The 14,275-nt window shown below is 40.8% G+C and carries 14 protein-coding genes; all 14 read right to left on the bottom strand.

Annotation, left to right across the window (positions count from 1 at the left end):
* Nucleotides 1-259 (bottom strand): hypothetical protein (locus tag QME58_11775; protein ID MDI6804502.1); only part of this gene is annotated, 259 nt, incomplete at its 3' end.
* Nucleotides 260-301: 42 nt separating this feature from the next.
* Entirely contained in the window at nt 302-1,498 is a 1,197-nt protein-coding gene (locus QME58_11770) for a tagaturonate epimerase family protein (GenBank protein ID MDI6804501.1), read from the bottom strand.
* 19 nt (nt 1,499-1,517) lie between these two features.
* Complete coding sequence (gene uxaC, locus QME58_11765; GenBank protein ID MDI6804500.1) at nt 1,518-2,954, bottom strand: glucuronate isomerase; 1,437 nt, start codon at nt 2,952-2,954, stop codon at nt 1,518-1,520.
* A gap of 42 nt (nt 2,955-2,996) precedes the next feature.
* A complete protein-coding gene (gnd, locus tag QME58_11760) occupies nt 2,997-4,451 on the bottom strand; it encodes a decarboxylating NADP(+)-dependent phosphogluconate dehydrogenase (protein MDI6804499.1) in 1,455 nt (484 codons plus the stop codon).
* Between the two features lie 40 nt (nt 4,452-4,491).
* Nucleotides 4,492-4,938 carry an HAD hydrolase-like protein gene (locus QME58_11755; protein ID MDI6804498.1) on the bottom strand — a complete coding sequence of 149 codons (447 nt, stop codon included), beginning with the start codon at nt 4,936-4,938 and terminating at the stop codon, nt 4,492-4,494.
* Nucleotides 4,939-4,968: 30 nt separating this feature from the next.
* A complete protein-coding gene (locus tag QME58_11750; protein MDI6804497.1) occupies nt 4,969-5,376 on the bottom strand; it encodes a hypothetical protein in 408 nt (135 codons plus the stop codon).
* A gap of 26 nt (nt 5,377-5,402) precedes the next feature.
* On the bottom strand, nt 5,403-6,485 hold the full coding sequence (locus tag QME58_11745; protein MDI6804496.1) for a sugar kinase: 1,083 nt from the start codon (nt 6,483-6,485) through the stop codon (nt 5,403-5,405).
* Between the two features lie 3 nt (nt 6,486-6,488).
* Nucleotides 6,489-7,652, bottom strand: a complete 1,164-nt coding sequence (locus QME58_11740) for a 4-phosphoerythronate dehydrogenase (GenBank protein MDI6804495.1) — start codon at nt 7,650-7,652, stop codon at nt 6,489-6,491.
* Nucleotides 7,653-8,924: a lactate racemase domain-containing protein gene (locus tag QME58_11735; GenBank protein MDI6804494.1), complete on the bottom strand. Its 1,272-nt coding sequence runs from the start codon at nt 8,922-8,924 to the stop codon at nt 7,653-7,655.
* Between the two features lie 6 nt (nt 8,925-8,930).
* Entirely contained in the window at nt 8,931-9,782 is an 852-nt protein-coding gene (locus QME58_11730; protein MDI6804493.1) for an SDR family oxidoreductase, read from the bottom strand.
* 35 nt (nt 9,783-9,817) lie between these two features.
* Nucleotides 9,818-11,116 (bottom strand): TRAP transporter large permease, encoded by a 1,299-nt coding sequence (locus QME58_11725; GenBank protein ID MDI6804492.1) that lies wholly within the window; start codon nt 11,114-11,116, stop codon nt 9,818-9,820.
* On the bottom strand, nt 11,116-11,607 hold the full coding sequence (locus tag QME58_11720) for a TRAP transporter small permease (GenBank protein MDI6804491.1): 492 nt from the start codon (nt 11,605-11,607) through the stop codon (nt 11,116-11,118). Before QME58_11720 ends, QME58_11725 begins: the two co-directional genes overlap by 1 nt.
* On the bottom strand, nt 11,604-12,608 hold the full coding sequence (locus tag QME58_11715) for a TRAP transporter substrate-binding protein (GenBank protein ID MDI6804490.1): 1,005 nt from the start codon (nt 12,606-12,608) through the stop codon (nt 11,604-11,606). The genes QME58_11720 and QME58_11715 overlap by 4 nt, the downstream gene beginning before the upstream one ends.
* Before the next feature lie 20 nt (nt 12,609-12,628).
* Nucleotides 12,629-14,185 (bottom strand): glycoside hydrolase family 28 protein, encoded by a 1,557-nt coding sequence (locus tag QME58_11710; protein MDI6804489.1) that lies wholly within the window; start codon nt 14,183-14,185, stop codon nt 12,629-12,631.
* Nucleotides 14,186-14,275 lie beyond the last annotated feature (90 nt).

Below are 14,275 nucleotides of genomic sequence, written 5' to 3'. Positions count from 1 at the left end.
GATCACTTTCCAACTCTCGCGTAAGTATAACTCGTACTTTGACCATTTCATCTACAGGTTTTCCAGGCCCTTCGTCCGATCGTACTGCAGTGTATTCGATTTGACCAGCTCGAATTTCTCTATTGTCAAAGAACATCTCTTGAACTACATCTAATATCCCACGACTCGCTCGTGGTGATAACTCAAACTCTTTTCTCAGTGTTTTAACAAACTCGTTTGCTTTTGTCTTCTTACTTAGTCGCTCGTATTCTGCTAACATCTGTCCACCTTTCTTTTGTTGCAACAGTGGAGATTAAACTAATTATTTTAATCTCCACCTGCAACCTTTTTCGTGGACAAATGTCCTTATTTTGTAAACACCAAATTTATCGCTGCCCGAATGAATGCTGATTTTATAAGGTCCCACCATCTGTGCTATACTTGCGTGCTGCTTATACTCTGCGGCAAAGAGGTTGATATCGCCACGATAATCAACGCCTTTCTCAAAATCTCCAATGAATCTTGGAGCAAGGCTGACAAACTGCACTCCCTCTCTTTTAAGTTCACTGGCAATAAAGAAATGTTCGAATGGTGTAGTAGGGGAATCAGTTTCATCGACTGACATTTCAACTTCTGTCGGTAAAGAGGGATATGTATGTTTTAGGTGTTTATACAATCGTACAGTGTGTGCAACAACACCTGCGTACTTTAAAAATACTCGGGTAATAAAATCTTTATCAGTTTCGATAGCCAAATCGTCGCTAAGTTTAATGGATCGATTAACATATCTTGACAATACTTCGTCCAATTGGAGATTGCCTGTATCAATATCTTGTAAACGTTTGAGCACATCAGCGATTGGAAGTTTCGCTGCTTCATTAACAACGTATGCACTGGGGTCGAATGTGAACATTGTAAACCCTGCTCGTGCATATCGATCGATATCCTCTATTGTTTTCAAGTGGTCGGCATCAGCACCGAACCCACCTGTATAACCCTCCTGAAACACCGCCCACGACGCAGCATCAAGTACATCCTCGGCTGTTCGTTGAGTCCGCTCGAGTTCACGAATAGATTGCTGTGCGAGGACAGGTCGCATGTGAGAACCGACAAGCGACCGAAGATGTGCCGGGTTAGCAATACCTAAACGGTCGCCAAAACCGAAAGAGTCAGCCAAGCCCATTAAAACCGGACGTGTGAATGGAAATAACTCGCGTAACAATTTAGAATTTTTGTGGTTCATGAGACAACGTGTAGCTCGCAGACTATAACCGAAAATATTTTTTTGAATCGGTTCACAATCGAAATCATTTATTACCGATTTGGTTTCTGAATTCGCTACGCTGTACAGATATTTTTCATTATTTTCGCGGCCGATGAAGAATAGAATATCGTCATGTATTCGGACAGACCGTTGATAAATTTTTATTTTGTGTCCGTTATGTCCGTAAAATATTTCACTTTGTTCGGATTTGTTCGAAGATTCTACGAGAGTAGTTACGAGTTGTGTAAGTGTCATTAGTGTATCTTTCTTTGTCCTATATTGAAGGAGTTTTGTTATCGTTGATAAAATTGAAATATCGGTAGGCATTATAATAACATATATCTGCGACTATTCCGCCAACTAAATCCATATCTTTTGGAATTAAACCAGATTTCATCTCTGTGCCTAAAACGTTACATAGGATACGGCGGAAATAATCGTGCCGAGGATAAGACAAAAAACTTCGAGAATCGGTCAGCATTCCGACAAACTGACTTAGTAAACCCATATTAGATAAGGAATTAAGCTGTTTTTCGATTCCATCTTTCTGATCCAGAAACCACCAAGCGCTGCCGTATTGAATTTTGCCAGGTATGATACCATCCTGAAAACTACCGATCATCGATGCAAGCGCTTCGTTGTCTGCAGGATTCAAATTGTAAACGATTGTTTTTGCCAACGCATCTCGACTGACAAGTTTACCGAATAGCTTTGCAAGTGGTTGAGCGATCGAAAAATCACCGATTGAATCGTATCCCGTGTCTGGCCCGAGCTCACGGAACATCTTTGGGTTTGTATTACGCATTGCCCCCAAATGAAACTGTTGAACCCAACCCGCTGTGTGGTCCATAAGACATAATTCAAACAGAACTGCTGATTTAAATTTTAGGATAGAATTCGAATCAAGTAATTCACTAGACATTGCACGGACAAAAATGTTTTGAATTTCATTATCTGTGTACTGCTCTACGTACACTGTTTCAAGTCCACGATCTGAAAGCCGGCAACCCTGTGAATGGAAAAATTCGTGACGTTTCTTCAAAGCATCTAATAATTTCTGGTAAGAGGTAATATGAATGTCTGCTGCAGCACCAAGTTTTTCAACATAAGCAAAGAATGCTGAACCACGCTCAATGTTCATTGCCATATCGGCACGAAATGCAGGCAGCACACGAACAGTAAATGAAGCATCATTTTTTAGTTGTTGATGATATTCAAGGGAGTCAATCGGGTCGTCGGTTGTGCAAATGAGTTCGACATTCATTTGTTTGATAATGCCACGCGTTGAAAATTCCTTTTCAGCCAAACGTGCATTGCATCTTTCCCAAACACTCTTTGCAGTAGTCTCGTTAAGAAGGACATCGGATACGCCAAAAGGACGTTTGAGTTCCATGTGTGTCCAATGGTAAAGAGGATTTCGAATTGTTTTCGGGACAGTCTTCGCCCAAGCAAGAAATTTCTCCCACTCTGATGAATCGCCGGTAATAAATCGTTCTGAGATGCCACTCGCACGCATTGCTCGCCATTTGTAATGGTCGCCCGCTAACCAGATTTGAGTCATATTCTCAAAACGCCGATCATCAGCAATCTCTTTTGGAGGAACATGACAGTGGTAGTCAAAAATCGGTTGATGTTTTGCAAACCGATTATACAACTCCACAGCGATGTCGTTCTCAAGAAGAAAGTTTTCAGTAATAAATTCGTTTACCATTCTTATCATTCCATTTAAAATGTTAATTTATCGTACAGCTCCTCATACTACATATGTAGATGAAGCTGTTTCGCCGCCGCGCCCTGTCCAGTTTGTATGGAAGAACTCACCTCGTGGTTTATCGATTCGTTCATACATATGAGCGCCAAAATAATCACGCTGAGCTTGCAAGAGGTTTGCGGGTAATCGACCGTTGCGATATCCGTCAAAATAGTTGAGCGCTGTTGAAAACGCCGGTACCCAAATACCATTCATTACTGCTGTAGAAATGACACGACGCCAGGCTGCTTGAGACGACTCGATCTTTTCCTTGAAGAACGGATCAAGCATCAAGTTTGGTAAAGCAGGATTGTTGTCGAATGCCTCTTTAATTTTAGCGAGGAATACGGAACGAATTATACATCCGCCACGCCATAATAGCGCTGTTCCACCGAAGTTAAGTTCCCATTTAAATTCTTCTGCTGCAGCTCGAAGCAAAGTAAATCCTTGTGCGTAAGAAACAATTTTTGATGCATATAAAGCTTTTTCTAAGTCGTTCAGGAATGCCTGTTTGTCTCCTGTAAATTTTGGTTGAGGACCCTTTAATAACTTCGAAGCATTAACGCGTTCATCTTTTATTGCCGAGAGACAACGTGCAAACACTGCTTCGCTGATTAATGTTAGAGGAGTGCCGAGGTCGAGCGATACAACACTCGTCCATTTACCTGTTCCTTTTTGACCTGCTGTATCAAGAATTTTATCGACGAGAGGTTTACCATCTTCTGCTTTGTAAGCAAGAATATCGCGTGTAATTTCTATCAAATAACTATCCAAGTCGCCAGTATTCCACTTTTTGAACACATCGTGCATTTCGTCGGCACTCATTTCTAACAAATCTTTCATAATTTGATACGCTTCTGAGATTAGCTGCATATCTCCATACTCAATTCCGTTATGAACCATTTTAACAAAGTGGCCTGCCCCATCGTTACCCACCCAATCGCAACACGGAGTTCCGTCATCAACCTTTGCCGCGATACCTTGAAAAATAGGCTTTACATGCTGCCAAGCTGATTGAGATCCACCAGGCATTATTGAAGGACCACGTAATGCACCTTCTTCGCCACCTGATACTCCCGTTCCTATAAATTGAAAGCCTTTCGATTCCAAGTACTTAGTTCTCCGAATAGAATCTGGAAAATGGGAGTTACCACCATCAATAATTATATCAGCTTTCTCCAAATGTGGTAATAACATTTCTATAAAATCATCAACCGGCTTTCCTGCTTTTACCATCAACATAACTTTACGGGGAGTTTTGAGTGAGCCAACAAGCTGTTGAATTGAATGTGTTCCAATGATGTTTTTACCTTTTGCGCGTCCTTGTATGAAGTTATCCACTTTATCTACTGAACGATTGTAAACTGCTACTGTAAAACCGTGATTTTCTATATTGAGAACAAGATTCTCGCCCATCACTGCTAATCCAACTAAGCCAATATCTGCTTTATTATTCATTTAATCTTTCCTTTTACGTTTTATTATTTGTTTTTTTTTATCATTGTTGCCAAGGATATTCCTTTGGTAACGCTTTTTTAAAATCGTGTAAGAACCGTTCTTCAGTTTGCTTATCGTATTTGCCATTAAGAAACTGATCCATTACTACATCGTGAAAATTTTTCCAGGATTCTTCTTCACGAGAAGGTACTATGGGATAGAACATTGCATCAGCCGACCGCGCAGCTTCTAAATCACCGAGCGCATCGCCGACCATTAGAATATGTCCTGCCTTGTACTTACCCCTCGCTGTTAATCCTAACTGGTCATCTTTTTTCCCGAGTTCTTGTCCTGCGATGATGCTTACATATTTTTCAATATTGTGTTCTGACCATTCCCGATGCAGAGCTTCAGCAGGAGTAGCAGAAACAACCATTGTATCAGCCCGACCTTGTAGTTTATCAAGAGTTTCTTTTACAAATGGAAACGGAGGTAAACCGTTTACCATTTCCTCAATATCTCGGTTTACTGCTTCACTTCATTTCAGCAGATGTTCAAGCGTTGGGTCATTTGTTTTTGCCATTGCTTCTTTAAGAGAAGGATTGCCCAAACTCTTAGCCGACTCTATGAATTTTGTAATCGAAGAATAATTTTGAATCTTAACACCACGCGATTTAATATCTACCCTTTCTTCAAGCAATTCGAATGTTTTCACTAATGCAGGAAACCTATTTATACCACGCCAGTAAGAATATAAATTTACAAACTCAGCCACTTCACGCACATATTTCGAGATTGGTTGAAGATTGTAATATTTGATAATATTCGGTATGAAGCACTCTTTGTGTTTAATTTCCATTGAATCGAAAACACATCCATCCGAATCGAAACCGACAAAGTAATCGTGATTCGGTTTAAAATTTTTGAGTGTTTCTTTTGATATCATAAAATCAATCTTTCAAATAAACTCATTTATCGTTGTATCCGAGCTGAGCCACCTTTAGCAAAAGACTTCACTTGTTCTAGTGTCGCCATAGTTGTATCGCCCGGGAATGTAGTGAGAAGAGCACCGTGTGCCCAGCCAAGTTTAACCGCCTCTTCGGGTGATTCACCTGTTAATAAGCCATAGAAGAAACCTGCTGCATATCCATCGCCGCCACCCACACGGTCGATAACATCGAGTTCACAGGTTGGTGCAACATAAGATTTACCGTTTATCCAAGCTACGGCACCCCAGCTATGGCGATTTGTTGAATGAACTTCGCGCAAAGTAGTTGCAACTACTTTTACTTGTGGATGCTTTGCTACTACTTTATCAATCATTCCAAAAAATGTTTCAGGATCGAGTGCCGACTTTGCGGCTACTTCAGGACCAGGTATTCCTAACCCTTTTTGCAAGTCTTCTTCATTTCCGACGAGCACATCGACATTTTCTACGATGCGCTGGATAACCTCGACAGCTTTCTGCTGACCGCCCCAAATATTCCAGAGTTTCTCACGGAAATTCAAATCGAAGCTTACAATGGCGCCGGCTTTTTTTGCTGCTTTCATACCTTCTATGATTAATTCGCCGGTCGTCCCTGACAGTGCGGCAAATATTCCACAGCTATGGAACCAGCGAACACCACCCGCAAAAATTGCACTCCAGTCAAAATCACCCGGTTTAAGTTGAGCAGCGGCTTCGTTCGACCGGTTATAAAATACTACGGGTGCTCGCACTCCTTGTCCTCGGTCGCTATAAACCGTTGCCATATTTGGACCGTTCACACCGTTATGCTTGAAATGTTTGTAGAAAGGTTTTACACCCATTGCTTTCACTCTTTCAGCAATTAAATCGCCTATCGGATAATCCACCATAGCAGTAACTATTGCAGTTTTCATCTCAAAGCAATCTGCTAAGTTAGCAGCTACGTTGAATTCACCTCCACTTACGTGAATCTGGCATTGAGTCGCTTTACGGAATGGAATTACTCCGGGATCCAAACGATGCACTAAGGCACCGAGTGAAACTAAATCAAGAGCCCTTTCATTGGGAATATTTAATCCAGCTATCATTTATTAATCCTTTTTTTCTTTTATAAAACATTTAAATCCGAGTGTTCTAACAATTTCTTTTAGCGGCTCGTGTTGATGTGGAAGATGAACAGTAAAGTTCGTAAACTCCCGTCTTATGTGGTAACCCGTGCGAAGTTTTTTAAAATATTCCCCTCGAAACATATACGGAAGTGTTCGCATTCCTGAAAGTCGTTCGTTATCGTCCTCAATGCTGTAACATCGATTAACAATAAAGTTAAGAATTTTCTCTGGAGATGATATTGCATCGGGTACAAAAATATTTATTTCGTCAGGAGCACCAATTTCATCTTCTAAATTCCATAATGAATTGATATTAAAATGTTTACACACAGCTTCACGAATCATACGAACCGCGTTTGTTTTTCCTTCTAACGAATAACCGGCAATGTGCGGAGTTCCGATAGTTACAGATTGAAGAAGATCTGTGTCGATCTTCGGTTCGTTTTCCCACACGTCAATAATTGTGGAAACAATCCGCTTATTCATAATAGCTTTCTTAAGTGCTGTTGTTTCTACTACTGCTCCACGTGATGTGTTAATAAAAATTACACCCGTTTTCATTTTTGCGAAACGCTTTTCATCGAAGAAATGATAAGTCGCATCCTCACCCGTTTTAGTCAATGGAACATGCAAAGTAATAATATCTGCCAGCATTAGCTCGTCGAGAGGCAGGAATATAGGATTACCTTCGGTTCGAGCTCGAGGTGGATCGTTCTGAAGTACCGTCATACCAAGAGCTTCTGCCGCCCTCACAACTTTGCTGCCGACATTACCTATACCAACGACACCAATTGTTTTTCCTTTAAGTGAAAAACTTTTTATCGACGAGAGGTGAAGAAGTGCAGCCATAATGTACTCCTTTACAGAATTTGAATTACATCCTGGCGCACTGGCGAAAGTTATTCCTTTAGATTTTAGGTATCCGAGGTCAATATGGTCGGTACCGATTGTAGCAGTACCTACAAATTTCACACGACTCCCATCGAGGAGCGATTTATTGACCTTCGTTTCCGAGCGGACAACAAGAACATCGGCATCGCGAACAACGTCAGGAGTGAACTCGCCGGTCTCTATAGTTGTAACATCACCGATTGAATTAAATCCCTTTTCGACCAGTGGTATATTTTTATCTACAACAAACTTCATTTACGAAAATCTTCCTTTATATGCCCATAATCCGAGTGCAGGATTTGAGATAAAAAATATTTCTTCACCATCGGGCAGTTTGTTAAATCCGTCCTTTAACTTTTCAGGATTGTATCTATTCATCATTCTATTTAAATCTGAGTGTGCAAAATTTACACTCTCGATTTCTTGCTTTGATATGTTTCCCGGACAATATGTAATAGTAAATCTCCCCTCCGAAGAGCCGTGGATGAGATGTGCAGCGGCACTTAAACTTTGCTGTAGGTCGTCATTCTGTTTAGCTAACTCGAGGACTTTTGAAGTCCCGACATAACCATATTTGCGAATTAGCGTATCGATTTCCTTATCTTCACCAAACTCCGAGAGTCCGGGAGCGAGAACGATGAGTTCGCCTCCATCGGCAATTGCCATTCGTGTACGGTAGATGCTTTTATTTCCAAGCCAAGTACTTTTAAACTCTGATGGGTCAAGATAGACAACAACTTTTTTCAAAGGTTCATCGAGTAATTCGAAATTAACTTTTAACGAAAGTTCAGCGGCGCGATTGAAACATTCGACGTCATCGCCAATATACAAACCACGAACAACAAGCCTACCTGAAGTATCTTTTCCAACAACAGTAAGTATGTAAATAATCGGTAAATGTTTCGCAAAATGATCAGAGCCATAATTGAGCACTTTACGAACAGGTGTATCGGCTCTCCCCATAATTCGCTCCATTCCGTACGCTGCACCGAGGAAGTGAGTTTTATTGATTCCCTCTACACCACCTGTTCCTACAAATACATTTTTATTGTAATTTGCCATACCTATTACTTCGTGAGGGACGACTTGCCCTATGGAAAATATTATGTCATAGTTTCCCTCGACGATTAATTTATCGACTTGTATTGGGATGCTGTAATCAACTCTATCATCCGATACTTCGCGAATAAATTCAGAAGGAACCTCACCCAAGGTCGCAAGTCCTTGACGCCAATCGTGAACACGGAAAATGTTCTTAGGTATTTTTCCAAACATCACGTTAATTTCTTTTTCTGTCATCGGATAATGTGTACCGATAGCCGGAAGGACGTCGGTTAATTTATCTTTGTAGTATTCCCATAATAATTCTGTTAAAGGTCCAGCGTGCGAGTGGGAGCGTGTAAAATCAGGTGGTATAGCAAGCACACGCTTCTTCGCACCCAACTTATCGAGAGCTTCATACAAACCATCCCTGAAGTCGGTTTGGGTCAAGCTCGTAGTATATGAACCTTTACTATAGAGTATCATAAAAATTTATACACCTGAATAAGCATTAAATCCGCCGTCGATCGGAATAACTACACCCGTAACAAATTTCGCAAGGTCGGACATCAGATAAAGTGTTGCACCCTGTAAATCTTCTGGTTCGCCAAATTTACCCATTGGTGTTGCCGAAAGAATTTTATTACCCCTTGGTGTTAAGTCGCCGGTCTTTTCATCAGTTAAAAGAAATCTGTTTTGATTGGTAAGAAAGAAACCGGGAGCAACAGCGTTTACGCGGATGTTAACTTTTGCAAGATGGACTGCTAACCATTCCGTAAAATTATTGATTGACGCTTTCGCAGCCGAGTATGCCGGTATTTTGGTTAATGGATGGAATGCGTTCATAGAAGATACATTAAGAATTGCACCACTCCCCTTTTCAATCATATCTGTTGTAAAAACCATCGTGGGCAGTATCGTACCAAGAAAATTCAAATCGAATACTTTTCTGAAACCTTCGATATCTAAACCATAGAATGTCTTATCTAAATTTCCTACTGTTTCGTTATCAATAAATTCCACTTGTGTCGTAGCTCTGGGAGAATTTCCGCCTGCGCAATTGATGAGTAAATCAATTTTGCCTAATTCTTTATTTATTATTTCTTTGGCTTTCAGGAGTGAATCCTTATCGAGCACATTACACTCAACACCGAGCGCTTGCACACCATAGGCTTTTCTAATATCTGAGGCAACATTATCGGCTAAATCCTTTGCGAGGTCAGTAACTGCCATCTTAACTCCAACAGACGCAAGCCCCTCTGAAAGCGATTTACCTATAATACCACCACCACCGGTGATAACACAAACTTTTCCTTTTAAATCCTGAAACGGTATTTTATTCATAATTATTTTTCTTAGTTCGTGGTTGAATATACATTTTAAAATCCAAATAGTTTTGGGAGCCATAAGCTCAGCTCCGGTATATATGTTACTGCCATTAGCGCCACAATCATTGCGATAAACATTGGCATCAATGGCTTTATTACTTTTGCAATTGTAGTGTCAGCAATACCGCATCCCACAAAGAGCACACTTCCAACAGGAGGTGTGCAAAGCCCGATACATAAATTCATAACCATCATAATTCCGAAATGAATGGGACTTATCCCAAGACTGATAGCAACGGGTAAGAAAATCGGTGTGAAGATAAGAACCGCAGGTGTCATATCCATAAACGCACCTACCGACAGTAGTATAACATTGATGATTATGAGTATAACGATTTTATTGTTGGTCAAGCCTATCAGAGCCTCGCTGATATTCTGTGGGATGTTTGTATATGCGAGAACCCATCCCATCCCCATCGATGTTCCGATGAGAAGCATAACGATTGCAGTTGTTGTGGCTGAATCGAGAAGAATTTTAGGCAATTCAGACACTTTCACCTCCCGGTAAAAGACCACCGAAAGGATGAGTGTATATAATACGGCGATTGCAGATGCTTCCGTTGCGGTAAAATATCCTGCGATAATTCCCCCCATCACGATCACGATAAGTAGAAGACTCGGAAGGGCATCGAAGAATCGCCAGACGGCTGTTGTTAAGCTCACACGCCCGGCCGTGGGATACTTACGGACAACAGCTATGTATCCCGCAACCATCATTATTGCAAGCCCCATCAGAATCCCGGGGATATATCCAGCGAGAAACAAAGCCGCAATTGAAACTCCACCACTTGCCAAAGAGTAAACGATAAGTATATTACTCGGTGGTATAAGCAACCCTGTGGTTGCAGATGTGATATTCACCGCAGCGCTATAGTTCTTATCATACCCTTCTTTTTTCATAAGCGGATTCATAAATCCACCAATAGCAGAGGCGGCAGCGACTGCCGAACCTGAGATGGAACCAAAAAGCATTGAGGCAACAATGTTCACAATTGCCAATCCACCCGGTAGAGAACCAACAAGAATTTTTGCCAAGTCAATTAGCCTGCGTGCAATTCCACCGCGATTCATCAATTGACCTGAGAGAATAAAGAATGGAATTGCGAGCAATGCAAAACTGTCAAGACCGGTGGCCATTCGTTGTGCGATTGTAGTAATGGCGGGTATTGGCTTGATAGTCAATAGCATTGTAGCGATTGTTGCCAGCCCGATACAAAATGAGATTGGCACACCGCGAGCAAGGAGGATACCGAATGTAATAATAAGAATAATAACTTCAATCCATTCCATTACGCGACCTCTTTAAAATTTTTTATGCTTTCAATTATTGAACTTCCCGCATAAAACATCATCAGAAGACCGCTTAATGGGACTACTGAATAGACATAACCGAGTTTTATCTGCAATGCAGCCGACGTTTGTTGGAGATCAAGCGTCAAAGATACGAGATTCATTCCTCCGATGAAGATGACACCAAAAGAAAAAACAAAAACACAACAATTAATAAAGATATCCGATACCTGTTTTCGCCGGGCTATCAATTTGCTCGTCAAAATGTCGATTGCGAGGTGTAATTTTTTTCCGACAGCATAGCTTGCCCCGAGCAGTCCAAGCCAAACGAGAAGATATCGTGCGAGTTCCTCAGTGTAGGAGCTTGGGTCTTTCAAGATGAACCTTGTAAAAACCTGCCATAAGACGTTTATTACCATGATGCCCATAAGGGCAATCAAGGTTCGTTCGAGCATTCTATCAATCTTAAAACGGAAGTCAGTCAGATTCATTGGACAGCCTTTATCTTTTGGATAAGTTCATAAATATCTGGTGCCGTTGATTTATACTCTTCAATCATAGGAGAAACTTTTTTTTCAAATACCGATTTGTCCGGTCTATAAATTTTTACTCCAGCTTTTTCGACTTGTGCGAGAGCTTCATCGGTTGCGATTCGCCAAATCTTTTTTTGATACTCCGCAGCATCTTCTACAGCATCAAGTAGTAGTTTTTGTTGCGATTGTGAAAGTCCATTCCAGACAACCGTGCTTATAATCAGTACATCAGGTACCGATGTATGTTCGTCCAGAGCGTAAAACTTGCATACCTCATAGTGTCGTGAAATGTGGAATGTTGGAGGATTGTTTTCAGCTCCATCGACAACACCTTGTTGCAACGACGTATAAAGTTCGCCCCAAGCGATTGGTGTAGCTGAACCACCTAACGCTTGAACCATCCTGATCGCTGTTGTGCTTTCCTGAACACGAATCTTGAGACCAACCAAATCGGCGGGGGTAAGTATCGGTTTATCTTTCGTATAAAAGCTCCGGCTTCCGGCGTCAAGATATCCAAGCCCCCTGATACGAAATGGTTCAGTTTCAAGCAATAGTTTATGGCCGATTTCCCCCTCAAGTACTTTGAATCTGTGAGCATCATCCCTAAAGACATAGGGAAGATTATAAACTTTGAACAATGGAGTAAAACCCTCCATCACACTGGCAGAGACCTTGGTCATACCGAGACTTCCAATTTGCAGGAGTTCGATACACTCTCGCTCTGATCCAAGTTGTCCACTCGGATAAATATCAATCCGCATTTCCCCATTCGACCTTTCTTCCACAAGCTTCGAAAGATACACCATCGAGATATGAACAGGATGTGTTGGATCGAGGCCATGAGCAAGTTTGATTACCGTAAAGTCTCCAATCACTTTGCAGCTGAAAAATGAACTAATCAGTGCAACTAACACCAACAACATTAGCGTTTTTATTTTATTCAGAATATTATTTTGCATTATGTTTAATATTTCTTGACTTATTTTCTAACAATTGCCGTTTCCTTTGCCTTATTTGTAAATATAATTTTTTTATTTATGTTCGACAAATCTACATTTTCAATCTGAATATTTTCTGATTTCTCGCCATCTACACTCAAGAAGATTTCAGTATTGTTTGGAGATTGAATTTTATTCAAAAAAATATTTCGACTCTGGCTTAGTGTGATTACAGAACCAACCTCTGTCGTTACGTTACAGTTTTTCATTGTAATATAATCGCCATCAGATACAAGAATGCCTTTTTTTGATTGTGAATTAAAATTATCGATGATAATATTTTTTATCGGCATTTCGGGCAGCCCATTAATTAACAATGCTCTATTGGCACCATTTGAAACAATGTTCTTGATAGATATATTTTGAAATCGTGGAGTTAAAGCTGTTACTGGTTTATGCTCTTTTATATCTAACCCTTTTGCAATCTGGGCTTCAGGACTTCCATCACCGTAATACATATCGAAAAGGATTGCTTCATTTTGAATATCGCGCATTTGTATTCCATCGATGAAAATATTTTCCACTAATCCACCCCTATCGCGAGCCGATTTGAATCGGATTCCAACATCGGTTCCAATAAAAATACAATTACGCACTGAAATATTATTTACGCCGCCGTAACTTTCACTACCTATTACAAACCCACCGTGACCGTGATAAACTTCGCAATCGGCGATAACGATATTTTCACAGGCGGGACCGGGTCGTTGGTTTTTAGCAATTTTCCCGGGTTTGATGCATATTGCATCATCACCTACATCAACCATAATTTTATATACAACAACATTACGGCAAGAATTAAGATCTAAACCATCTCCATTTTGTGCATACCATGGAGTAAGTATCTTTATATTCCGTACGATTATTTTTTCAGATTGAATCGAATGGATGTGGAATTTCGGTGAGTTTCTGAAAGTCGGTCCATCGAGTAATATTCCGTTACACTGAACAAGTCGGACCATATCAGGTCTTAGATACTCTCGTGCTTTGGCATAATCAGCCGCCGTCGGTTCCTTATCCGATTTTTCAAGTTCATCGATATATTTTTCGCCTTCCATCGATTCTTTCGAGGGCCACCACTGCCTTCCATCAGATGTAACAACACCGCCGGAAGATACAAGTTCCTTCCATTGGCTTGCAGTAAGCTTTTCTTTTTTCACATAGCGCCATGCTTCACCCGCACCATCTATCACTCCCTCACCTGTTATGGCAATATTCGTAGCTTGAAAAGCATAAATAGGTGGGGTAACTATATATTTTTTTGATTTACCATCCAATCCTGCAATTAGAGGAAAATCCTCAAACCGTTTACTGAATTGTATCAATGCACCTCTTTCAAGATGCAGATTTATGTTACTCTCAAGTTTAATCGGTCCAGTTAACCAAGTACCCGGTGGCACTACTACAGTTCCACCACCCGATTTAACACACGCATTTATTGCATCGGCAAATGCTTTGGTATTAAGTGTCCGTCCGTCAGCAATTGCACCGTGTTCTATGATGCTGACGCGATGATTCGGAAATACTGGTTCACTCAAGTTCGGCATTTCGAACGGAAGGTCGGTTATATATTTATTGGCTCATCGTGGAAGTGAGTGGGTAAAAATGATAGATAGAAACAGCGTAAC

This window comes from Bacteroidota bacterium (genome assembly GCA_030017895.1).
Taxonomy (GTDB): domain Bacteria; phylum Bacteroidota; class Ignavibacteria; order UBA10030; family BY39; genus JASEGV01.
This window is presented reverse-complemented; position numbering and strand designations above follow the sequence as displayed.

What these genes read in the sequence shown, in the direction of transcription:
- QME58_11770 (MDI6804501.1), bottom strand. Translation starts at nt 1,498, where the DNA reads ATGACACTTACACAACTCGTAACTACTCTCGTAGAATCTTCGAACAAA.
- uxaC (MDI6804500.1), bottom strand. Translation starts at nt 2,954, where the DNA reads ATGGTAAACGAATTTATTACTGAAAACTTTCTTCTTGAGAACGACATC.
- gnd (MDI6804499.1), bottom strand. Translation starts at nt 4,451, where the DNA reads ATGAATAATAAAGCAGATATTGGCTTAGTTGGATTAGCAGTGATGGGC.
- QME58_11755 (MDI6804498.1), bottom strand. Translation starts at nt 4,938, where the DNA reads ATGGTAAACGGTTTACCTCCGTTTCCATTTGTAAAAGAAACTCTTGAT.
- QME58_11750 (MDI6804497.1), bottom strand. Translation starts at nt 5,376, where the DNA reads ATGATATCAAAAGAAACACTCAAAAATTTTAAACCGAATCACGATTAC.
- QME58_11745 (MDI6804496.1), bottom strand. Translation starts at nt 6,485, where the DNA reads ATGATAGCTGGATTAAATATTCCCAATGAAAGGGCTCTTGATTTAGTT.
- QME58_11740 (MDI6804495.1), bottom strand. Translation starts at nt 7,652, where the DNA reads ATGAAGTTTGTTGTAGATAAAAATATACCACTGGTCGAAAAGGGATTT.
- QME58_11735 (MDI6804494.1), bottom strand. Translation starts at nt 8,924, where the DNA reads ATGATACTCTATAGTAAAGGTTCATATACTACGAGCTTGACCCAAACC.
- QME58_11730 (MDI6804493.1), bottom strand. Translation starts at nt 9,782, where the DNA reads ATGAATAAAATACCGTTTCAGGATTTAAAAGGAAAAGTTTGTGTTATC.
- QME58_11725 (MDI6804492.1), bottom strand. Translation starts at nt 11,116, where the DNA reads ATGGAATGGATTGAAGTTATTATTCTTATTATTACATTCGGTATCCTC.
- QME58_11720 (MDI6804491.1), bottom strand. Translation starts at nt 11,607, where the DNA reads ATGAATCTGACTGACTTCCGTTTTAAGATTGATAGAATGCTCGAACGA.
- QME58_11715 (MDI6804490.1), bottom strand. Translation starts at nt 12,608, where the DNA reads ATGCAAAATAATATTCTGAATAAAATAAAAACGCTAATGTTGTTGGTG.